Source organism: Stenotrophomonas sp. 2201_Sma, from assembly GCF_056486685.1.
The window spans coordinates 3,623,398-3,644,327 of sequence record NZ_CM151329.1 but is presented as its reverse complement, the minus strand read 5'-3'; the positions used below and the strand labels follow the sequence as shown (position 1 = coordinate 3,644,327).

The window sequence follows — 20,930 nt, the reverse complement described above, 5'->3', positions numbered from 1 at the left end:
CATCAAGCAGCGCACCGGCATCGCGGCCGGCGAGTACAAGCGTCGTCGCCGGCAGCTGATGGACATGGCCGGCGAAGACGCCATCCTGGTGCTGCCCGCCGCGTCCGAGAAGGTGCGCAGCCTGGATACCCATTACCCGTACCGGCAGGATTCGGACTTCCAGTACCTGAGCGGCTTCCCGGAGCCGGAAGCCGTGCTGGTGCTGATTCCCGGGCGTCGTCACGGCGAGGCGATCCTGTTCTGCCGCGAACGCGATGCCGAGCGCGAGGCCTGGGACGGCAGCCGCGCCGGCCAGGAGGGCGCCGTGGCGCAGTTCGGCATGGACGATGCCTATCCGATCGATGATCTGGACGACATCCTTCCGGGCCTGCTGGAGGGACGCTCGCGCGTCTACTACCACTTCGGCCGTGACGCGGACTTCGACCTGAAGCTGATCGGCTGGGTCAACCGTGTCCGCTCCCAGGTGCGCCACGGTGCGCAGCCGCCGCACGAGTTCCTGGAGCTGGGCCACCTGCTGCATGAGCAGCGCCTGTTCAAGTCCGGCGCGGAGGTGGCGCTGATGCAGCACGCCGCGCAGATCAGCGTGCGTGCGCACCTGGCAGCGATGAAGGCGGCGAAAGCGGGCATCCATGAGTACGAACTGCAGGCCGAACTGGAGCGCGTGTTCCGCGCCAGCGATGCGGTGCCGGCGTACTGCAGCATCGTCGGCGCCGGCCGCAACGGGTGCATCCTGCACTATCGCGACAACAACGGGCGTGCGCGCGACGGCGAGCTGGTGCTGATCGATGCGGGTGCTGAGTACCGTGGCTACGCCAGCGACATCACCCGTACCTTCCCGGTGAACGGGCGCTTCAGCGCCGAGCAGCGCGCGCTGCATGATCTGGTCGGCCAGGCCCAGGCGGCGGCGCTGGCCCAGGCCCGGCCCGGCGTACCCTACGAAGCCGGCCACCTGGCGGCGGTGCAGACGCTGACCGAAGGCCTGCTGCGGCTCGGCCTGCTGAAGGGCACGCTGGAGAAGAATCTCTCCGAAGGCCTGTACCAGCGTTTCTACCGGCACAAGACCGGCCACTGGATCGGGCTGGATGTGCACGACGTGGGTGACTACCGCCTGGCCGGCGACTCGCGGCTGCTGGAGCCCGGTATGGCATTCACGATCGAGCCGGGCCTGTACATCGGCGTGGACGATACGACGGTGGAGCCGCGATGGCGTGGCATCGGCATCCGCACCGAGGACGATGTGCTGATCACCGACGATGGCCATCGCGTGCTGACCGAAGGGCTGGCGCGGAGTGCGGACGAGATCGAAGCGGTGATGGCGGGTTGAGGGTTGCCGGCAGGGCTTGCAGCCCTGCACCCGCAAACGCAACAGCTGGAGCAACAGCAACAGCAACAGCAACAGCGGGCTATCCGTGGGATGGCGGGGCACTGTGGGTTTGCGGGGACGCCGTGAATCCATCCCTGGAGGCTTGGTCGCCGCATCCATGCGGCTCACACCCCGCAAACCCACAGTGCCCCGCCTTCGACAGGTTCACGCGGCTGTTGGTGGGGGCCGACCGTTGGTCGGCACATCTGTCGGATATCGAATGAATCATCCACGCATGGCGTGGATCTACCGGTAATTGCGGCTGCTGGTAGGTGTCGACCTTGGTCGACACGGAGCGAGCGCAGCGAGCGACCCGCTTCTGCTTTTCTTTTTTCTTTTCCGTGGTTGGACGCGGCAGGAAACTGTCAAAGGTGGGGTGGGTAGGCCATGCAGGGGCGTTGGCGCCATGGATGGCGCCATCGAGCTTACAGGGACGTACTTGCAGCGTCCCCTGCATGGCCTACCCGCCCCGCCCAGCGCGCATCACGCATGATGCCAGTCGACTAACAGTCGACTCTACCTTTGAGGCCAACCACGAGGGGCTCAGCCGTTGGCTGCCGCAAACTCCGGTCGCGTCAGGTTGTCCGCTTCGCCATCGGTGCACAGCACTTCGTCCTCGATGCGGATGCCGCCATACGGACGGAAGAAGTCCACGCGCTCCCAGTTGATCGCATCGCCATGGCCGGCGTCCTTGACCTCGTTCAACAGCATGTCGATGAAGTACAGGCCCGGCTCGATGGTCACCACCATCCCCGGTTCCAGCACGCGGGTCAGACGCAGATAGGGATGACCCGCCGGACGTTCGATCCGGCCGCCTTCGTCGCTGGCGGCGAATCCGGCCACGTCATGCACCTGCAGGCCGATCAGATGGCCGATGCCGTGCGGGAAGAATGCGGCGCTGACGCCGGTCTCCAGCGCGGTCTGCGGCGATACCCTGATGACGCCGAAGTCCTTCAGAACGCCCATCAGCGACAGGTGCGCGTCCACGTGCAGCGTCCTGTAATCAACGCCCGGGCGCACCGCCGCGCACATCTGCTGCTGGGCGGCATCGACGGCAGCGATCATCGCAGCAAATTCGTCGTGGCCGTGCGCCGCGTAGGTACGGGTGATGTCGCTGGCGTAGCCGTGCGCGCTGGCGCCGGCATCGATGAGGAAGCTGCGCAGCGGCTGCGGTGCCTTGCGGCCCAGTTCGGTGTAGTGCAGAACGGCGGCGTGCTCGTTCAACGCCACGATGTTGCCGTAGGGCAGTTCATTGGCGTCCTGGCCCACCGCCTGGCAGTACGCCATGTGGATGCTGAACTCGTCGGCACCGTTGCGGAACGCGACTTCGGCGGCGCGATGGCCGCGCACGCCCAGCACCTGCGCCTGGCGCATCAGGGCGATCTCGTAGGGCGTCTTGCTGCCACGGTGCCATTCCAGGTAATTCACCACCGCCGGAGGATTGTTCGGCACGTGGCTGCCCAGTGCGCTCTGCGGCTCACCCAGGATCGCGCAGCGCGACGGATCGGCCGGCAGCAACGCCAGCGCTTCATCCGGCGTGCGGATGATGTGGATGTCGAAGTGCTCCACCCACCAGCCGCTCGGCGCGTCCGGCACTACGTGCCAGTAATCGAACGGCTGATGGAAGATCACCACCGGCCGCTTGCCGGGCGTAAACACGATCCAGCTGTTGGGCACGCGCGTCAGCGGCAACCATGCCTTGAACTGCGGATTCACCGCATAGGGATAGTCGCGATCATCAAAAACCTGGTAGTGCAGGGTGCCGCTGGGCACCACGAGGTGATCAAAGCCGCCGCGCGCCAGCGCCTGCTCGGCGCGTCGGCACAGCACGGCCAGGTGATCGGGATACAGGGCGCCGGGGTCTTGCTGGATCATTGCGGTGGCTCGACACGGAAACGGCCCTAGATTCTGCCGCATACCGGCAGAAACCGCTGTGCCGGAACCGGCAGTCAGTCCGTCGAAAGCGGTCCTTCGTCGCTGTCTTCGCCTACCCACTGCCGCAGCAGCTGGCGGTGTTCGCGTGACAGGGTGAGGAACCGGAAGCCCACCCAGCTCTGTCCCGGGGCGTGCGCCGGCTCGCTCCACAACAGGTGCACGCCCACGTCGATGGCTGCCTGCTGGCCATCGCCCAGCGGCAGCGGGAAGCGGAACTGATACAGCGCGTCGTCGCGCAGCGCAGTGCTGGCCAGCATCAGCATGCCGGTTTCGGACACATTGCCAAGGCGACCGACCACGCAGTCGCGCATCTGGTCGGTCACCGGCACCAGGTCCGACACCTGGCGTCGGGGGGCGCGGCGGGTGTCCTGCGGCGGCGTCATGCTCATGCGGGGGTGTCCTGCGGGTTGCGGCCGGCAAGGGCACGCAGGGCGCCCAGACTGGCCTTCCAGGCGCGGTCGACCAGCCGGCCCTTGTCTTCGGTGACCAGATGCGCACGCCCAGCGCTGATCTGCCGCGCCAGGCTGTCGAGGTCGGTTTCGGCAATCTTCTGCCCGCGCGGATTGACGAACAGCACATGGCCGGTCAGCAGGCTGTACCAGGACAGGCGCTGGCGGCGAAGCGTGCCGTCGCCGTTGTCGATGTCGAACCAGCTGCCGAAGGGCAGGGAGCACAGCTGCTCGTAGGCGGCCTCCTCCGCACTGCTGCGTGGCGCGGCAGGGGCGGACGCACTGCGGCTGTCGGTGTGCTCGCCCAGCCGGGCGCGGGCCTTCAGCCGCGCGCTGAGTTCGGTACGCGACGTGCTGTCGTCCTCGCCCCCGGGTGTGGCCAGGCGACGGGCCACCGCTGAGGCTTCCTCGGCGTGATAGCCCACCTGCAGCAGCGCGGCCTCCACATCGGCGGCCAAGGGGCCATCGGTGCCATCCACGCCGTTGGCGGCGGTTGCGGTGACGGCCGCGATGCGCTCGGTCTGCTGCAGCCGCTCCTGCCACTGGGGCGAGTCCTCGCCATGGCGCAGCCGGGTCAGGGTCAGCGCGTCGGACCAGGCCTGGCGCAGCAGGGTCTGGACGAAGCGCGGCGGCTGCTGCGTGCTGCAGCACTGCTCGATCTGGGCGCTGGCCTGGCGCCGCGCGAGTTCCAGGCGCTCCCTGCCGCGCGCGGCTTCGACGTGGCGGCGTTCGGCCAGTTCGGCGCGATGGGCGGCCGCGCGCTGGTGCTGCTGCACCTCTTCGTTGGCAGCAGCGAAGGCTTCCGGCGTGCGTGCATCCTCGCCGAGCAGGCTCTGCACGCTCTGTGCCATGCGCTGCAGAAACTGCGGATCGACGTCGTCGTCCCCCAGCCAGCGGGCACCGGCTTCGGCGATATGGTTGAGCAGCTCGCGCGCAGGATGCTCGTCGCGTACGAAGAAGCCCGGATCGGCCATCGCTGCACGTGCCAACGGTACCTGCAGGCGCGCCAGCAGGGCGGCGGGCACCGGGTCGGGACGCTGCTGCTGCTGGATCTGCTGCATCAACAGGCGCAGCAGGTCCAGGTTGTCGCGATCATGGCTGCCGATCTGCGCATGCGGGCCATGCTCGCTGCGCAGTTGCGCGACCACGGCGGCCTGCAGGTCGACCACACCGGTAGCGGCGCTGGCCTGGCTTTGCAGCCTTGCCAATACCGCATCGACGGCAGCCGTCGGTACCGCAGGCACGTCTGCCGCCGGCGTGGTACGCGCGCGCTGCAGCAGGTCGTGCAGCAGGGTGCCGGTGGCGGTGGTCAGCCCGGGGGGCGCTGCAGCGGATGCGGAACCGGACTGGAAGGCATCCTGCATCAGGGTCGACCAGGAGCCGGCAGGCAGGTTCTCGCCCCAGCCGGTCATGGGGGCCGCCGCGCGCCTGGCTGGCTGCGTGGCACGGCCGCCGGCGACGGACTGGGTGATGATCCGTCGCGTACTCGACGAGCGGGCCAGATACGGGGTGTAGACCAGGCCCGGCAGCACGCCCTGCTGGGCGAGCAGGGCATTGGCCCGATCAAGCAGGTCGCCCAGGCGTTCCAGCACCTGGCGCTCGAAACTGCGATACAGCGCCAGCTGCACCTCTGCCCCGAGGCCATCCTGTTCGGCGACCCTGCGCACCATCGCGCACAGCGCCTGTGGTGCCAGCGGAAGGGTATCGGCTTCGAACGCAGGCGCCGCAGCCAGCACGCCCAGGCGCTGGCCGAGCAGGTTCAGGGCGTTGGCCGAGCGCTGCGTCTCGCGCCGGACCATTTCGGTGAGCAGCAGGTCGCGGTCGACCTCGTGCTCGTCGACCAGCGACAGGCCGATCGTGCCCGGCAGTGCGGGCGGTGGTGCTGCTGCCGTGAAGGCGGTCGGTTCGCGCAGCCGCGCCAGTGCCTCGGCCACCGCATCGAGCATGCGCTCGCTGAAGTGGCCGGCGAAGGCATGCAGTTGGCTACGCTGCGCCATCAGTTCAGCCTGCTGCTGCGGACTGCGCGCGCGGTCGGCATCGTGCAACAGGAGTTGTTCCAGCGCTTCGACGGTCAGGATCAGCGGCGCGGTCAGTGCCTGCCGGCACAGGCCGGTCAACGCCCCCAGCAGTTCACGTACCCGCGGTGGCAGGTCGGTGCTGGCCAGGCGGGCAGCGTCGGTGGCGGAGAGGGAGAAGACAGCTGACATCGGCGTGCGGTACCCGGATTCCCGCGGAGCGATCCTGTGAATCTACCGTGTCGGCCGAGGCCGGCGCTACTTTAGGGTGAATGCACACGCTGCACGCCGGGCATGGCCCGGCGCTACCGCATGCTGGCCGCCCGGCGGATGTGACGGCATGCTGGCGTGTAGGTAGCGCCGGGCCATGCCCGGCGGATGCGGCGGCATGCTGGCGTGTAGGTTGCGCCGGGCCATGCCCGGCGGATGCGACGGGGCGCTCATTCGTCCAGGAACAGGCTCACCACATCATTGGTGAAACGGCGGCCCAGTTCGGTCGGGCGGACCTGGCCATCGGCCGTCTCCAGCCAGCCGCGCTGCACGGCCTCGGCCAGCGGTGCGTCGAGCACGCTGCGCGGCAGGCCGGTGCGCGATTCAAAATCACGCAGGCTGAAGCCCTCGTGCAGGCGCAGCAGGTTGAGCATGTACTCGAACGGAAGCCGCGCGGGCGTGATCACGTCATCGCCACCGAACGACGCCGGGGTGCCAGCGCTGTCCAGGTAGGCCTGCGGATGCTTGAGCTTCCAGCGCCGCAGCACGTGCTCTTCGGCGCCGGAACTGATCTTGCCGTGTGCACCGGCGCCGATGCCCAGGTAATCGCCGAAGCGCCAGTAGTTCAGATTGTGCGCGCTCTGCCGGCCGGGGCGCGCGTAGGCGCTGACCTCGTACTGGCCGAAGCCGGCCTGCGCCAGCAGCGCCTGGCAGTGTTCCTGCATGTCCCAGGCGTTGTCTTCATCGGGAATGCCCTGCGGCGGGCGCGCGAAGAACACCGTGTTCGGTTCCAGGGTCAGCTGGTAGTGCGAGATGTGCGCCGGCTGCAGTGCAAAGGCGCGCTCGAGGTCCGATTCGGCACCGGCCAGCGTCTGCTCGGGCAGTGCGTACATCAGGTCAATGTTGAAATTGTCGTACCCCGCATCCTGGGCCATCTTCACCGCACGCTCGGCTTCGCCACTGTCGTGGATGCGGCCCAGCCGCTTCAGCGCTTCGTCGTCGAAGCTCTGGATGCCGAAGCTCAGGCGGTTCACGCCAGCCGCGCGGTAGCGGTCGAAGCGGCCATGCTCGGCGGTGCCGGGATTGGTTTCCAGCGTGATCTCGGCGTTCGGCGCGAAGCGCAGGCGGGCGCTGGCCTGCTGCAGGAAGCGATCGATCGCCTCCGGCGGGAACAGGCTGGGCGTGCCACCGCCGAAGAACACGCTGTGCACCACCCGGCCCCAGACCAGCGGCAGGTCCTGGTCCAGGTCGCGCAGCAGAGCATCGATGTAGGCCTCGAACGGCAGCTCGCCCTTGGCTTGGTGCGAGTTGAAATCGCAGTACGGGCATTTGCGCACGCACCACGGCAGGTGCACGTACAACGACAGCGGCGGTGGCACCAGTCGCGGTGGGCTGTCGTGGTCAGCGGAGCAGGCTTCGCCGGGCAGGTGGTTGCAGTGGTCGTGGGCGTGCGGCATGGGCTTCATCGGTAGTGCCGGCCGTTGGCCGGCTTCCCTGGTTCGATCGGATGGCTTCAGTACAGCGTCGCCAGCTGCTGCTTGAGCTGCTGCAGGGCAATGGCACGGTGGCTGATGGCGTTCTTCAGGGCCGGCTCCATTTCCGCAGCGGTCAGGCCGTGGGTGGTGTCCAGGAATACCGGGTTGTAGCCAAAACCGTTCGTGCCACGCAGTTCGCGGATGATCTGCCCTTCCCAGCGGCCCTCGCAGATCAGCGGCTGCGGGTCGGTGGCGTGGCGCAGGAGCACGATCACCGCATAGAAGCGGGCGCTGCGCTGGCCATCGGGGATGTCGGCCATCGCGTCCAGCAGCTTGGCGTTGTTGGCGGCGGCATTGGTCGGGTGGCCGGCATAGCGCGCGCTGTACAGGCCGGGTGCGCCGCCGAGCGCATCGACGATCAGCCCCGAATCATCCGCCAACGCCGGCAGGCCGGTCGCTTCGCAGGCTGCGCGCGCCTTCAGCAGCGCGTTCTCGACGAAGGTCAGGCCGGTCTCGTCGACGTCGCCCAGGCCCAGTTCGGCGGCCGAGGTGATCTGCAGCGGCAGGTCGGCAAGGATCTCCTGCATCTCCACCAGCTTGCCGGCGTTGTGGCTGGCCAGTACCAGTTTCTTCATTGACGGGGCTCCAGCAGGTCCCAGGTGTTGCCATACAGATCGCGGAACACCGCGACCGTTGCATAGGGTTCTTCGCGCGGCGATTCCAGGAACTCCACCCCGGCGGCCAGCATCGCCGCATGGTCGCGGTGGAAGTCGTCGGTGTTGAGGAAGAACGCAACGCGTCCACCGGTCTGGTTGCCGATGCGGCTGCGCTGTTCCTCGTTGCTGGCGCGCGCCAGCAGCAGGGCAGCGGCGCTGCCGTCTGTCGGTCCGACCACGACCCATCGCTTGTGGCCCTGGTCGATGTCCTCCAGCAGTGCGAAGCCGAGCTTGCCGGTATACCAGGCGATGGCCTCGTCATAGTCGGCCACCACCAGGGTGGTCAGGGCAAGGCGCCGGTTCATGCCGACAGCGCCGCCTGCTGTGCGGCCAGCAGTTCGTTCACGCCCTTTTCGGCCAGTCCCAGCAGCGCGTCCAGTTCATCGCGGCGGAAGGCGTGGCCTTCGGCGGTGCCCTGCAGCTCGATGAAGCCACCGCCATCGTTCATCACTACGTTCATGTCGGTGTCGCAGTCGCTGTCTTCGGCATAGTCCAGGTCCAGCACCGGAGTGCCGCGGTAAACGCCCACCGACACCGCTGCCACGGCACCCAGGATCGGGTTGCGCTTGATCTCGCCGCGCTTGATCAGCACGTTCACGGCGTCGACCAGGGCCACGTAGGCGCCGGTGATGGCCGCGGTGCGGGTGCCGCCGTCGGCCTGCAGCACGTCGCAGTCCAGGGTGATGGTGCGCTCGCCCAGCGCGTTGCGGTCCACGCAGGCGCGCAGACTGCGGCCGATCAGGCGCTGGATCTCCAGCGTGCGGCCGCCCTGCTTGCCACGCGCCGCTTCACGGTCGCTGCGGGTGTGGGTGGCGCGCGGCAGCATGCCGTACTCGGCGGTCACCCAGCCTTCGCCCTTGCCGCGCAGGAAGCCCGGAACCCGGTTCTCGACGCTGGCCGTGCACAGCACGCGGGTTTCACCGAAGCACACCAGTACCGAGCCTTCGGCGTGGCGGGTGAAGCCGCGTTGGATGACGACCGGGCGGAGCTGGTCGGGCTGGCGGCCACTGGGGCGGGAATCGGACATGATGCGGGTTCCGTAAGGGCGGGGAGTACGCCGCCATGCCCGCGACCTTCACGGGGCGGGCAGGGGGGCTCTGGTGAGGGCGCTAGGGTACCATTCCCCCTTTGCACGCACCGGACACATTCCATGATTCGAAGCATGACCGCCTACGCGGGTGGCGAGCGGGTCACCCCGTGGGGCACGCTGGGCTGCGAGCTGCGCTCGGTCAACCACCGCTTCCTGGAGGTCGGCACCCGCCTGCCCGAAGAGCTGCGGGCATTGGAGCCGCAGCTGCGCGAGCGCATCGCCGCGCGCCTGAGCCGCGGCAAGCTGGATCTGGTGCTGCGACTGCGTGCGCCGGACGCGGCGGGGAATCTGCAGGTCGATGAGGCCCTGCTGGGCCAGCTCGGGCATCTGGCCCACCGCCTGACGTCGGATTTTCCCAACCTGCAGGTGAGCTTCACCGATCTGCTGCAGCTGCCGGGTGTGACCCGAGGCGAGGCCACCGATGCGGCGGCCCTGCAGGTCGAGGCGCTGGCCTTGCTGGATCAGGTGCTGGACGGATTCGTCGAGGCCCGCGAGCGCGAGGGCGGCAAGCTCGCCGCGGCCATTGCCGAGCGCGTGGATGGCATCGAGCGCATCGCGGGTGACGTCCGCACGCTGATTCCCGCCATCCGTGATGGCCAGCGTGCCAAGCTGGCTGCGCGCCTGGCCGATCTGCCGCATCCGGTCGATCCCGGCCGCGCCGAGCAGGAGCTGGTGCTGTGGCTGCAGAAGCTGGATGTGGATGAGGAGCTGGACCGCCTGTCGAGCCACATCGTCGAGATCCGCCGCGTGCTCACGCAGCGCGAGCCGGTCGGCCGCCGCCTGGACTTCCTGCTGCAGGAGTTCAATCGTGAAGCCAACACGCTGGGCTCGAAGTCGGTGGACAGCCGCACGTCCAATGCCGCAGTCGAGCTGAAGGTGCTGATCGACCAGATCCGCGAGCAGGTGCAGAACATCGAGTGATGCTGCGGGGCGCCTTCGGGCGCCCTCATCGTTTCAGCGCACGCTGACGCCGGCGGGCCCCGCCAGCAGCTGGCCGATCACCGCGGCCTGGGCAAACCCGGCGCCGGCAAAAACGGCATTCACCGCATCCACGGCGTCCGCTGCGCAGGATACGAGCAGGCCGCCGCTGGTCTGCGGGTCGGTCAGCAGTGGCTGCCAGTGGGCGGCCACGCCTTCGGCGAAATGCACCTGGCCGCCATACGAGGCCCAGTTGCGGTTGGATGCGCCGGTAACGCAGCCACGTTGCAGCAGGTCCAGGGTCTGCGGCAGCAGAGGCACCTGTGTGCTGTCCACCTCGGCGGCGACCCCGCTGGCACGGCACACCTCCAGCAGATGGCCGAGCAGGCCGAAGCCGGTGACGTCGGTCATGGCATGCACGCCGTCCAGCGCGGCAAGGGGCAGGCCCACGCTGTTCAGGCGGGTGGTCGACTCGACCATCTGCCGGTAGCCCTCGGCATTCAGCACTTCTTTCTTCAGCGCCGACGAATACACGCCCACGCCCAATGGCTTGCCCAGCACCAGCACATCGCCGGCGCGGGCATCGGCATTGCGCTTGAGCCGCTGCGGATCCAGCACGCCGATCGCGGCCAGACCATAGATCGGCTCCACCGAGTCGATGCTGTGGCCCCCGGCCACCACGATGCCGGCGTCGGCACAGGCACGTTCGCCGCCCTGCAGGATGCCGCGGATCGTGTCCTGTGGCAGCGTATTGATGGGCATGCCGACGATGGCCAGTGCGAACAGCGGCCGCGCGCCCATCGCATACAGGTCCGACAGCGCATTGGTGGCGGCGATGCGGCCGAAGTCGAACGGGTCATCGACGATCGGCATGAAAAAGTCGGTGGTGGCGACGATCGCCTGGCGATCATCAAGCCGGTAGACCGCGGCATCGTCACTGGTCTCGCGGCCGACCAGCAGTTCGGCCGGCGCAGGGAACGCCGGGGTGCCCCGCAGCAGTTCGGCCAGCACGCCGGGTGCGATCTTGCAGCCACAACCGCCGCCGTGGGCCAGCGAAGTCAATCGCTGCGGAGCCTCGGCCGACGGGGGGAGTGGGGACTGCACATGCGAGGCCATGCCGGCATCTCCTGCAGGAACACGAATGGCGGAAGGCAGCAGGAGTCGAACCTACCAGGGAGCGATCGACGCCCCCTGCTGGGTTTGAAGCCCAGCCGCATGCCCGGATGCGCATGCCTTCCGAAGGTACGGCGGTACCGGTGCAGTCAACCGTGGGCGGTGTTCCATTGCAGGTCGCCGCGCGGCCGATGCTGGTCACCGACGCGTCGAGTGTAGCCAACGCGATTGAAGAACTCCAAGATCTGGATGCTGCGCTTGCGGCCCAGGCCGATGGCATCGCGGAATGCTGCAGCATCCACCATGCCGGTTGCCTGTGACAGCCGGGCGACCGTTGCCGCCAGCGCGTCGATGCGGGCCGGTGCGTAGAACAGGTCCGGCACCACCTGGAACAGCTCGCCGCGCGCGGCGGCGCGACGCAGGACCGCACGCATCTCCTCCTCGGCGAAGCCGAGATCGGCCGCAAGCGTGCGCACCCAGGGCGGATCGAAACCACCGGCATCCAGGCGCGGGAGCACGCGTTCGAGAAGCGCGCGCTCGCGTTCCGGCGGCGCATGGTCGTGGCCTGGCAGCCGCCACCACGCGCCCACGCGCTGCAACGCGCCATCGTCGAACAGGTTCTGCAGCAGCGCGTTCCAGAGACTGGTCGAGAGCGCGGGCAGGGTGCTGCGCTGCAGGCGCCCGCTGTCGACACCGGGCTCGTCCGGCCGTCGCTCGTGCCAGTCATGCAGCGAGCGGATCACCTGTTCGCGCAGCGCCTGCCAGTGCGAGGCGAGGATGATCACCGTGTCCTCGCGGGTGGCGATGCGCCGGGCATCTGCAGGGAGATCGATCTGTGCGGCCTCACGCCGGCAGTAGCGTTGCAGTGCGGCCAGCGCGATGCCGGCCGGTGCCTGCTGCAGCAGCGGGCCGATTCCCGTGCCTGCGGCCAGTTGCTCCAGGGCTGCCAACCACGCCCGGCGTGCCGGGCTGCGCCGACGTCGTTGCGGTGGATCGGGATCGAGCACGGTGCCGCCGCCCAGCGTATGCGCTGCGGCCGAATCGCGGGCGATGAAGCGGTCGCCGCACATCGCGCAGACCGGGGCATCGAACACCAGCTGCACCAGCTGGCCGTTGCCACTGTCTTCATCCTCCAGCAGCACCACATGGGCCTGCCGGTGCATCGTGCCCCAGTGGATGTGCAGCGGTGTCCAGTCGCGCAGGGGCCGCACCTGTGCCGCAAGGCGGAGGCGTACGTCGACGCGGGTGGTGGCCTGCAGCGCGCGCGGATCGGCGATCCAGTCGCCGCGGGTGATGCCGTCGCGGGCGATGGCGGCCAGGTTCAGGGCACAGCGCTGTCCCGCGGCAGCCTGTCCACTGGCCTGGTTCTGCGCATGGATGCTGCGGATGCGCACGTCGATGGCGGCCGGCATCAACCGCAGATGCGCGCCGACCACGGCCACGCCGCCCTGTACCGCACCGGTGACGAGGGTGCCGTGACCGGCCAGCGAGAACGCGCGATCCACCGGCATGCGGAACAGCTCGCTGCGGCGCTGGGCCGTCCCGCTGCTGTCGTTGCCGGCGGCCCACGCATGCAGGTGGGCGCGCAGCGCATGGATGCCGGCATCCGCGCTGTCGGTGCTGTTGCAGGCGAATACTGCAGACCCCTGCAGCGGTGTGCCGGCCAGCAGGGCAACGATCTCCGCTTCGGCCTCGGCAATGCGCGCCGCATCCACACGGTCGATCTTGGTCAATGCCACTGCAGCGCGGTCCACACCCAGCAGCTGCAGGATCGACAGATGCTCACGGGTCTGCGGCATCACGCCGTCATCGGCGGCGATCACCAGCAGCGCCACATCGATGCCGGTGGCACCGGCCACCATCGTGTGCACGAAGCGCTCGTGACCTGGCACATCGACGAAGCCCAGCATCGCCGGAGGCCCCTCTCCGCGTGCGGCCTCCACCGGCACATAGGCATACCCCAGTTCTATGGAGATGCCGCGCGCGCGCTCTTCCTGCAGGCGATCGGTTTCGATGCCGGTCAGTACCCGCACCAGGCTGGTCTTGCCATGGTCGATATGCCCGGCGGTACCGACGATCATGCCTGCAGCGCGCTCCACTGGGCGAGGAAAGCAGCCTCATCCCCGTACTCAAGCCCGCGCAGGTCAAGCCACAGCGCATCCTCGGCAATGCGCCCGAGCACCGGCCGTGGCAGGCCGCGCAGGCGCTTGGCCAGACGGTCCAACCCGGCAGCTGCAGCGACGCGGATGCGCAGGCCGGCGCTGGCCAGTTGCGCCTGTGGCTGCGCGCCACTGCCGACCTGGCTGTACATCGGCACCGCTTCAACCGCGTAATGCGCGGCCAGCACCGGCTGCACGGAAGGCAGCAGGCGCTGTGCCTGCGCATGGATGTCTGCCTGTTCGCGGGACAGCGTGCGCAGGGTCGGCAGCCGCTGCGGCAGCAGTTCCGGTTCGCGGTACAGCGCCAGTACCGCTTCCAGCGCGGCCAGGCCCATCTTGTCCATGCGCAGGGCGCGCTTGAGCGGATTGCGGTTGATGCGTGCGATGAGGTCGGCGCGGCCGGCAATGATCCCGGCCTGCGGTCCACCGAGCAGCTTGTCGCCGCTGAACGAGACCAGGTCGGCGCCCGCCGCCAGCGCTTCCTGCACTGTAGGTTCGCGCGGCAGACCGTGGGCAGACAGGTCGCACAGGCTGCCACTGCCAAGGTCCACCGCCAGTGGCAGCCCGTGCCCGTGCGCGATCGATGCCATCCGTGCAGTATCGACCTTGGCGGTGAAGCCGGTGATGGCGTAGTTGCTGGCGTGCACTTCCATCAGCAGCGCGGTGCGCGTGCCGATGGCGCTGTCGAAGTCGGCCGGATGGGTGCGGTTGGTGGTGCCCACTTCGCGCAGCCGCGCACCGGCGCTGCGCATTACATCGGGAATGCGGAAGGCGCCGCCGATTTCCACCAGTTCGCCCCGCGACACGATTACCTCGCGGCGATTGGCCAGGCTGTTGAGCAGCAACAGGACTGCTGCGGCGTTGTTGTTGACCACGGTCGCCGCTTCGGCGCCGGTCAGTTCGCAGACCAGTGCCCGCACGCGCGCATCGCGGTCCCCCCGACGGCCCAGGGCGATGTCGAATTCCAGATCCACCGGCGCCGTCATCGCGCGGGTCACTGCGCGTACCGCGGCGTCCGGCAACAGCGCGCGGCCGAGATTCGTATGCAGCACCGTGCCGGTGAGGTTGAATACCGGCTGCAGATCCAGGCGTGCATCGGCTGCCAGCGCCGACTGCAGGGCCGCGACCACGCCGGGTTCCGCGACGGCCCGCTGCAGCTGTTCCGGTGACAGCTGGCCGCAGCCGCTGCGCTCGCGCAACCCCTGCACGTGCTCGCGCAGCAGATGGGCGATGCGGCTGCGGCCGTGGTCCCTGATCAGCGTCGACAACGCTGGCAGGCGCAGCAGGCGGTCCAGCGAGGGCAGGGCGCTGGCCGGGGCGGTGGGGGCGTGCACGCGAGGCATCGGTTCAGTCGCCGTCGGACTGCCAGAGCAGCGGATTCTGGCTGGCGCGCATGTAGCCTTCCTCGCCCAGCAACAGATCCAGCGCCAGCGTGCCGAGGTCGTCGGCGACCGGCTCCAGCGCCGGATCCTTCTCCAGATACAGAATCTTGCGGTAGCTGTGGCAGTGATCGCAGGTCTCGGCGCGGATCGCGCCTTCACGCACCACCTCGCCAGCATCGCCGTCGACCTCGGCCAGCGCGCGATAGGCGATGTCCTTGCCGGCCGCGCCGCATTGGCTGCACTGCACGCGCACGTAGTGCCACTGGCAGGCGCACAGCGAGCACGACAGATAGCGGTAGGAGGCGTAGGGTGGGCGCGCCTGCACCACACTGGCCACCGGCAACGAGCCGCACAGCGGGCACAGCCCGGGTGCATCGGCAAGCGGTTTCAGGTCGGTGGGGCGGAAGCTGGCCGCGAGTACGGCCCAGTACACCTGCAGCGCGTTCATCACCAGCAGGGCAGCGACCGCGTCCAGCGACGGTGCGTCGTCGCGCTCCAGCACCGCATGCGCCTGTGCATCCAGCCAGGCGTCAGCGGCCGCGGCAACCCGTTGCAGTTCCTGTCGGGTCTCCGCAGGCAGCCCGGCTTCATCGGCGCAGTGCCGGCACAGCGCGCGCAACCAGTCGCGCCATCGGCCATCGAGCTGAAGTGTGTTGGCGGGCCGCAATGGCATGCCGGCGCTGGCCGCCGCGCTCGACTGCTGCGCGCGGGCCTGCGCCTGCAGCGCCTCGCGTTGCTGCGGCGTCAGTTCGTCCAGCAGCGCCTGTTGTGCATCGGCCAGTGCCGCCAGCAGCTGCAGGTAGCCACCGATGGCACTGCGTCCTGCCAGGCTGCGCAACCGGTCTGCACGTCCGCCGAACAGCGAGGCGATATCCGGCAGGATGATGCGCGGGACATCGCGCGAGGCCAGCGTCTCGATCTCACCGGGTTCAAGGATGCGTTGCGCCATGCGGGGCCAGCCGGAAGAACCAGCCTCCATCCTCGCCGTTGTCGACGCTGGCGTCCAGCGTGTTGCCGGCCATCTGAAAGGTCGGGGTCAGATCCGTTTTCCTCTGGAAAACGGATCTGACCCCATTGGTTGTTGCCGTGTTCATCGTGTCGACCAAGGTCGACACCCACCAACAGCAGCGGGACCCACCCCGCCATCCGGCGGCAACCTGCTTTTGACGTTGACGTTGACGTTGATCCGGCGGGTGCAGGGCCGCAGGCCCTGCCGTTACCCCTCTCCGCGCCGCCCGCGCAGGATGTCCCTGAACCACTGCCGATGGTGCTTGTAGGCCCACCCATAGGTCACCTTGCCCTGGGTCATCGCGCGCACCGAACCCTTGATCCAGATCGCGGCATAGATGTGCACCACGATGGCGCACACCAGTACCCAGCCAAACAGTGCGTGCACCAGCACCGAAAAACGGATCACGCCGATCGGGAACAGATGGCTGAAATACTGCCGCCAGATCACGAAGCCGGTCAGCAGCAACGCCGAAAGGCAGCCGATGATCGCCCAGAACAGCAGTTTCTGGCCGGCGTTGAAGCGGCCAACCGGTGGCAGTGTCTCATCCTCGTTGCGCAGCACTTCGCGCATGCCGCGCAGCCATGCGCGGTCGTCGGCGGTAGGCAGGTTGTCACGCCACATGCGGAAGGCGAGCAGGGCGAAGCCCACCACCATGGCCAGGCCGACGAAGGGATGCAGGATGCGTGTCCACGGCCCCCCACCGAACAGCGCCGTCAAGGGGAACAGCGCAGGGTGGAACAGGGCCAGGCCGGACAGCGCGGTCAGCACGAAGCAGATCGCCACGATCCAGTGGTTGATGCGGGTCGGAGCGCGGTAGCGCACGATCTGGCGGGGGTGCGGGGCGTACTTCATGGCCGCTGCTCCTCTTCGATCTTCTTTGCTTCGTGCTCGGCCTGCTCTTCCTCCTCATCGTTGACCGTGTTGCGGCCGATGCCGATGTAGTGCAGGAAGCCCACGAAGGCTGTCGCGGCGATTGCCAGCACGCCCAGCGGCTTGGCCACCCCCTTCCAGACCTCGACCATGGGGCTGATGCGCGGGTCCTTTGGCAGGTCGGCGTACAGCTCGGGCTTGTCCACGTGCTGCAGCACGTACATCACGTGGGTGCCACCGACGCCCTGCGGGTCGTACAACCCGGCATTCCCGTAGCCGCGTGACTTCAGGTCCTCGACGCGGCCGGCGGCGTGCTCGGTCATCGCCTGCTTGCTGCCGAACGTGATCGCCCCGGTCGGGCAGGTTTTCACGCACGCCGGTTCCTGGCCCACGGCCACGCGGTCCGAGCACAGCGTGCACTTGTAGGCCTTGTGGTCCTTCTTGGAGATCCGCGGCACGTCGAACGGGCAGCCGGTCACGCAGTAGCCGCAGCCGATGCAGTTCTCCTCCTGGAAATCGACGATGCCGTTGGCGTACTGGATGATCGCGCCCGGCGACGGGCAGGCTTTCAGGCAGCCCGGGTCGCTGCAGTGCATGCAGCCCTCCTTGCGGATCAGCCACTCCAGCTTGCCCTTCTCGTCCTCGTACTCGCGGAACTTCATGACCGTCCACGACTGGTCGCTCAGGTCCGGCGGGTTGTCATAGCTGCCGACGCAGCTGCCGACCTCGTCGCGCAGGTCGTTCCACTCCATGCAGGCGACCTGGCAGGCCTTGCAGCCGATGCACTTGCTCACGTCGATCAGTTTGGCGACCTGCCCGGTGTGGGCGCCGCGCGCCTGCGGCGAGGGCGTGGTGGTGGCCGAGCGGCGGATGATGTCCAGCGATTGCAGTGACATGGCGTGTCTCCTACACCTTCTCGACCTTGACCAGGATGCACTTCGATTCAGGCGTCTGCGAATTGCCGTCACCGATGGCGTTGGTCAGCGTATTGGCGATGTAACCGGGCTTGGCAGCACCCAGGAAGCCCCAGTGGATCGGCACGCCCACCTGGTGCACCGTCCTGCCATCGATCTGCAGTGCCTTGATCCGCTTGGTCACCATCGCTACGGCTTCGATGTGGCCACGCTTGGAGCTGACCCGCACGCGACTGCCGTTGCCGATGCCCAGCTCGTCGGCCAGGGCTGCGCCGATCTCGACGAACTGCTCCGGCTGGATGATGGCGTTGAGCTTGCCGTGCTTGGTCCAGAAGTGGAAATGCTCGGTCAGCCGGTAGGTGGTGGCCACATGCGGGAACTCGTCCGGCGAGCCGATCTGCGCGCGGTCGCTGTCGAACACGCGCGCGGCCGGATTGTTCAGCGTCAGCGCCTGGCCCGGGCTCAGCGGGTTGCTGCGCAACGGCGTGTCGAAGGGCTCGTAGTGTTCCGGGAACGGGCCTTCGGCCATGCCGGCCTTGGCGAAGAAGCGGGCGATGCCCTCGGGGTTCATGATGAACGGGCCCATCCCGCCGGCCGGGTCTTCATCGGCCTTGAAGTCGGGCACGTCGATGTTGCCCCAGTTCCTGCCGTTCCAGGCGAGCAGGGTGCGTCGTGGATCGAACGGCTGCCCGGCGACGTCGCACGAGGCGCGGTTGTACATCACGCGGCGGTTGGCGGGCCACGCCCAGGCCCAGCCCAGCGTGTTGCCGATACCGGTGGGATCGCTGTTGTCGCGCCGTGCCATCATGTTGCCGGTCGGCCCCCACGCACCGATGTAGATCCAGCAGCCGGAAGACGTGCTGCCGTCGTCGCGCAGGTCGCCGAACGCGGCCAGCTGTTCGCCGGCCTTGCGCACCAGCCGGGTCGGGTCCTTCGGATCGAACACGTCCACCAGGGCCTTGCCGTTGTACTCCATCGCCAGTTCTTCCGGCGTCGGCAGTTTCGGGTCGGCGTAATTCCAGGCGAGGTCGCGCACCGGCTCCCACCACGCGCCGCCGTCCTTCTCGTACAGCGCCTTGATGCGGTGGAACAGCTCGGACATGATCTCGATGTCGCTGCGCGCTTCGCCCGGTGCGTTGGCGCCCTTCCAGTGCCATTGCAGCCAGCGCGAGGAGTTCACCACCGCGCCGTTCTCCTCGGCGAACGAGGTGGTCGGCAGGCGGAACACTTCGGTCTGGATGGTGCTCGGGTCGACGTCGTTCAGTGCGCCATGGTTCTGCCAGAAGGCGATGGTTTCGGTTTCCAGCGGGTCCATGCTGACCATGAACTTCAGCTTGGAGAACGCGCTGATCAGCTTGCCCTTGTTCGGTGCCGAGGCCAGCGGGTTGAAGCCCTGGCAGATGTAGCCATGGATCCTGCCTTCGTTCATCAGCTCGTAGGCCTGCAGCATGTCGTAGGGCTTGTCGAGCTTGGGCAGGTGATCGAAGCACCAGTTGTTGTCGGCGGTGGCGGCATCGCCCCACCACGACTTCATCAGACTGACATGGAACTTCGGGTAGTTCTGCCAGAACGACATCTGGTTGGCGCGCAGCGGCTTCTGCGTGCGCTTGGCGATGTAGGCGTTGTAGTCCTGCTCGTCCTGCCTGGGCAGTGTCAGGTAGCCCGGCAGCAGGTCGGACATCAGGCCGATGTCGGTCAGGCCCTGGATGTTGGAATGCCCACGCAGGGCGTTCATGCCGCCACCGGCCACGCCGATGTTGCCCAGCAGCAGCTGCACCATCGTGCCGGCGCGCACGTTCTGCGCACCGACCGAGTGCTGCGTCCAGCCCAGCGCGTACAGGATGGTCATCGCCTTGTCCTTGCCGGCGGTGGACGCGATCATGTCCCAGATCTGGCGGATGCTGTCGGCGGGCGTACCGCAGATGCGTTCGACCATCTCCACGGTATAGCGTGCGTAGTGCTGCTTGAGCAGGTTGTAGACGCAGCGTGGGTCCTTCAGGGTCGGGTCGCTGCGCACGTAACCGTCGTCGCCATACAGGTAGTCCCAGCTGGAGCGGTCGTAGCTGCGCTTCTGCGGGTCATAGCCCGAGTACAGGCCGTCGGTGAAGGCGAATTCGTCTTTCACCAGGAACGACATGTCGGTGTAGTTCAGCACGTACTCGTGCTGGATGCGGTCCTCGGCCAGCAGGTAGTTGATCAGGCCACCCAGGAACACGATGTCGGTGCCGGTGCGGATCGGCGCGTAGACATCGGCCACCGCGGCCGAGCGGTTGAAGCGTGGATCGATGACGATCAGGCGGGCCTTGTTGTGTGCCTTGGCCTCGGTCACCCATTTGAACCCGCACGGGTGTGCCTCGGCGGCATTGCCACCCATGATCAGGATCAGGTCGGCATTCTTGATGTCGACCCAGTGATTCGTCATCGCACCTCGGCCTAGCGTCGGGGCAAGACCTGCCACCGTCGGGCCGTGTCAGACACGTGCCTGGTTGTCGAATGCGAGCATTCCAAGCGAGCGGACGACCTTGTGGGTCAATACCGCGGTTTCATTGCTGGTGGCCGAGGCCGCCAGCATGCCGGTGGTCAGCCAGCGGTTGACCGTCTGCCCCGCCTCGTTCTTCTGCACGAAGTTGGCGTCGCGGTCTTCCTTCATCAGCCGCGCGATGCGGTCCAGAGCGTCGTCCCAGCTCAGGCGCTTCCATTCGTTCGTACCCGGTGCACGGTATTCCGGGTAGAGCAGGCGCGATTTGCTGTGGATGATGTCGGCCAGGCCGGCGCCCTTCGGGCACAGCGTGCCGCGGTTGACCGGGTGGTCCGGGTCGCCCTCGATGTGGAAGATGCTCGGCTCGGCGTTCTTGGCGCCATCGCCGAGGCTGTACATCAGGATGCCGCAGGCCACCGAACAGTACGTACAGGTGTTGCGGGTCTCGGTGGCGCGGGTCAGCTTGTACTGCCGCACCTCCGCGAGCGCGATGCCGGGCGCGAAGCCCATCAGGGCCAGGCTGGAGCCCACCAGGGTTGTCCCGGTGACCTTCAGGAACTGGCGGCGACTCATCGAGGGCATGCCGTTCTCCTTGGATGGCGGGGAGGCGTGCAGGCCTCCGGGCTGTCGGTGGGTACGGCCGTCGAAGGGGAGAACCGCCAGCATGCCGCGAGCGTCTTTCCGGGAACGACCGCAATGCCCCGGTTATAGCACAGCCCCCCGCATGCCCATGTGGCACAAGGCCGGCCGGGTGTGGCCGGGCGCGGGGATGGGCCGCTCTGGTAAAGTTGCGTGCCCGCACCCCGGGGAGCCGTCTGCCGGGCCTGGTT

General features: G+C 68.0%; 17 protein-coding genes and 1 tRNA gene. 2 read left to right on the top strand and 16 right to left on the bottom strand.

Annotated features, from left to right (window positions below):
* Position 1: 1 nt before the first annotated feature.
* Complete coding sequence (locus tag ACZLIF_RS16800) at positions 2 to 1,324, top strand: aminopeptidase P N-terminal domain-containing protein (RefSeq protein WP_111186809.1); 1,323 nt, start codon at positions 2 to 4, stop codon at positions 1,322 to 1,324.
* Positions 1,325 to 1,906: 582 nt separating this feature from the next.
* Here the strand turns inward: ACZLIF_RS16800 and pepQ are convergent.
* The 7 genes from pepQ to rph all read right to left on the bottom strand — a co-directional run bounded on the left by pepQ (position 1,907) and on the right by rph (position 9,190).
* Entirely contained in the window at positions 1,907 to 3,238 is a 1,332-nt protein-coding gene (pepQ, locus tag ACZLIF_RS16795; protein WP_128988528.1) for a Xaa-Pro dipeptidase, read from the bottom strand.
* A 74-nt stretch (positions 3,239 to 3,312) separates the two neighbouring features.
* On the bottom strand, positions 3,313 to 3,687 hold the full coding sequence (locus ACZLIF_RS16790) for a PilZ domain-containing protein (protein ID WP_065175725.1): 375 nt from the start codon (positions 3,685 to 3,687) through the stop codon (positions 3,313 to 3,315).
* Entirely contained in the window at positions 3,684 to 5,954 is a 2,271-nt protein-coding gene (locus ACZLIF_RS16785) for a DUF1631 family protein (RefSeq protein WP_128988526.1), read from the bottom strand. The genes ACZLIF_RS16790 and ACZLIF_RS16785 overlap by 4 nt, the downstream gene beginning before the upstream one ends.
* Before the next feature lie 248 nt (positions 5,955 to 6,202).
* A complete protein-coding gene (gene hemW, locus ACZLIF_RS16780; RefSeq protein WP_128988524.1) occupies positions 6,203 to 7,429 on the bottom strand; it encodes a radical SAM family heme chaperone HemW in 1,227 nt (408 codons plus the stop codon).
* A 56-nt stretch (positions 7,430 to 7,485) separates the two neighbouring features.
* Positions 7,486 to 8,082 carry an RdgB/HAM1 family non-canonical purine NTP pyrophosphatase gene (gene rdgB, locus ACZLIF_RS16775; RefSeq protein ID WP_053519467.1) on the bottom strand — a complete coding sequence of 199 codons (597 nt, stop codon included), beginning with the start codon at positions 8,080 to 8,082 and terminating at the stop codon, positions 7,486 to 7,488.
* Positions 8,079 to 8,468: a VOC family protein gene (locus ACZLIF_RS16770; RefSeq protein ID WP_053519466.1), complete on the bottom strand. Its 390-nt coding sequence runs from the start codon at positions 8,466 to 8,468 to the stop codon at positions 8,079 to 8,081. The genes rdgB and ACZLIF_RS16770 overlap by 4 nt, the downstream gene beginning before the upstream one ends.
* Entirely contained in the window at positions 8,465 to 9,190 is a 726-nt protein-coding gene (gene rph, locus ACZLIF_RS16765) for a ribonuclease PH (RefSeq protein ID WP_053519465.1), read from the bottom strand. The genes ACZLIF_RS16770 and rph overlap by 4 nt, the downstream gene beginning before the upstream one ends.
* Positions 9,191 to 9,313: 123 nt before the next feature.
* Here rph and ACZLIF_RS16760 point away from each other — a divergent pair, with 123 nt between their 5' ends.
* Entirely contained in the window at positions 9,314 to 10,174 is an 861-nt protein-coding gene (locus ACZLIF_RS16760; RefSeq protein WP_053519464.1) for a YicC/YloC family endoribonuclease, read from the top strand.
* Between the two features lie 33 nt (positions 10,175 to 10,207).
* On the opposite strand, the gene selD is transcribed toward ACZLIF_RS16760, so the two are convergent.
* The 9 genes from selD to fdnG all read right to left on the bottom strand — a co-directional run bounded on the left by selD (position 10,208) and on the right by fdnG (position 20,682).
* Positions 10,208 to 11,287, bottom strand: a complete 1,080-nt coding sequence (selD, locus tag ACZLIF_RS16755; protein ID WP_065181687.1) for a selenide, water dikinase SelD — start codon at positions 11,285 to 11,287, stop codon at positions 10,208 to 10,210.
* Positions 11,288 to 11,313: 26 nt separating this feature from the next.
* Positions 11,314 to 11,409, bottom strand: a tRNA-Sec gene (locus tag ACZLIF_RS16750).
* Positions 11,410 to 11,433: 24 nt separating this feature from the next.
* Positions 11,434 to 13,365: a selenocysteine-specific translation elongation factor gene (gene selB, locus ACZLIF_RS16745; RefSeq protein ID WP_128988522.1), complete on the bottom strand. Its 1,932-nt coding sequence runs from the start codon at positions 13,363 to 13,365 to the stop codon at positions 11,434 to 11,436.
* Positions 13,362 to 14,786, bottom strand: coding sequence for an L-seryl-tRNA(Sec) selenium transferase (gene selA / locus ACZLIF_RS16740; protein WP_128988520.1), 1,425 nt, complete (start codon positions 14,784 to 14,786; stop codon positions 13,362 to 13,364). Before selA ends, selB begins: the two co-directional genes overlap by 4 nt.
* Before the next feature lie 4 nt (positions 14,787 to 14,790).
* Positions 14,791 to 15,774: a formate dehydrogenase accessory protein FdhE gene (gene fdhE / locus ACZLIF_RS16735; protein WP_128988518.1), complete on the bottom strand. Its 984-nt coding sequence runs from the start codon at positions 15,772 to 15,774 to the stop codon at positions 14,791 to 14,793.
* Positions 15,755 to 15,931, bottom strand: coding sequence for a hypothetical protein (locus ACZLIF_RS16730; protein ID WP_164972365.1), 177 nt, complete (start codon positions 15,929 to 15,931; stop codon positions 15,755 to 15,757). The genes fdhE and ACZLIF_RS16730 overlap by 20 nt, the downstream gene beginning before the upstream one ends.
* Before the next feature lie 110 nt (positions 15,932 to 16,041).
* Positions 16,042 to 16,689 (bottom strand): formate dehydrogenase subunit gamma, encoded by a 648-nt coding sequence (locus ACZLIF_RS16725; protein ID WP_053519460.1) that lies wholly within the window; start codon positions 16,687 to 16,689, stop codon positions 16,042 to 16,044.
* Entirely contained in the window at positions 16,686 to 17,603 is a 918-nt protein-coding gene (gene fdxH, locus ACZLIF_RS16720) for a formate dehydrogenase subunit beta (RefSeq protein ID WP_065175731.1), read from the bottom strand. The genes ACZLIF_RS16725 and fdxH overlap by 4 nt, the downstream gene beginning before the upstream one ends.
* Positions 17,604 to 17,613: 10 nt before the next feature.
* Positions 17,614 to 20,682 carry a formate dehydrogenase-N subunit alpha gene (gene fdnG / locus ACZLIF_RS16715; RefSeq protein ID WP_146256248.1) on the bottom strand — a complete coding sequence of 1,023 codons (3,069 nt, stop codon included), beginning with the start codon at positions 20,680 to 20,682 and terminating at the stop codon, positions 17,614 to 17,616.
* Between the last annotated feature and the right edge of the window lie 248 nt (positions 20,683 to 20,930).

Bases quoted from the DNA above. Each gene is read 5' to 3' on its own strand.
- hemW (WP_128988524.1), bottom strand. From the start codon at position 7,429: ATGCCGCACGCCCACGACCACTGCAACCACCTGCCCGGCGAAGCCTGC.
- ACZLIF_RS16760 (WP_053519464.1), top strand. From the start codon at position 9,314: ATGATTCGAAGCATGACCGCCTACGCGGGTGGCGAGCGGGTCACCCCG.
- rdgB (WP_053519467.1), bottom strand. From the start codon at position 8,082: ATGAAGAAACTGGTACTGGCCAGCCACAACGCCGGCAAGCTGGTGGAG.
- rph (WP_053519465.1), bottom strand. From the start codon at position 9,190: ATGTCCGATTCCCGCCCCAGTGGCCGCCAGCCCGACCAGCTCCGCCCG.
- ACZLIF_RS16770 (WP_053519466.1), bottom strand. From the start codon at position 8,468: ATGAACCGGCGCCTTGCCCTGACCACCCTGGTGGTGGCCGACTATGAC.
- selB (WP_128988522.1), bottom strand. From the start codon at position 13,365: ATGATCGTCGGTACCGCCGGGCATATCGACCATGGCAAGACCAGCCTG.
- fdhE (WP_128988518.1), bottom strand. From the start codon at position 15,774: ATGGCGCAACGCATCCTTGAACCCGGTGAGATCGAGACGCTGGCCTCG.
- selA (WP_128988520.1), bottom strand. From the start codon at position 14,786: ATGCCTCGCGTGCACGCCCCCACCGCCCCGGCCAGCGCCCTGCCCTCG.
- fdxH (WP_065175731.1), bottom strand. From the start codon at position 17,603: ATGTCACTGCAATCGCTGGACATCATCCGCCGCTCGGCCACCACCACG.
- selD (WP_065181687.1), bottom strand. From the start codon at position 11,287: ATGGCCTCGCATGTGCAGTCCCCACTCCCCCCGTCGGCCGAGGCTCCG.
- ACZLIF_RS16725 (WP_053519460.1), bottom strand. From the start codon at position 16,689: ATGAAGTACGCCCCGCACCCCCGCCAGATCGTGCGCTACCGCGCTCCG.
- ACZLIF_RS16785 (WP_128988526.1), bottom strand. From the start codon at position 5,954: ATGTCAGCTGTCTTCTCCCTCTCCGCCACCGACGCTGCCCGCCTGGCC.
- ACZLIF_RS16790 (WP_065175725.1), bottom strand. From the start codon at position 3,687: ATGAGCATGACGCCGCCGCAGGACACCCGCCGCGCCCCCCGACGCCAG.
- pepQ (WP_128988528.1), bottom strand. From the start codon at position 3,238: ATGATCCAGCAAGACCCCGGCGCCCTGTATCCCGATCACCTGGCCGTG.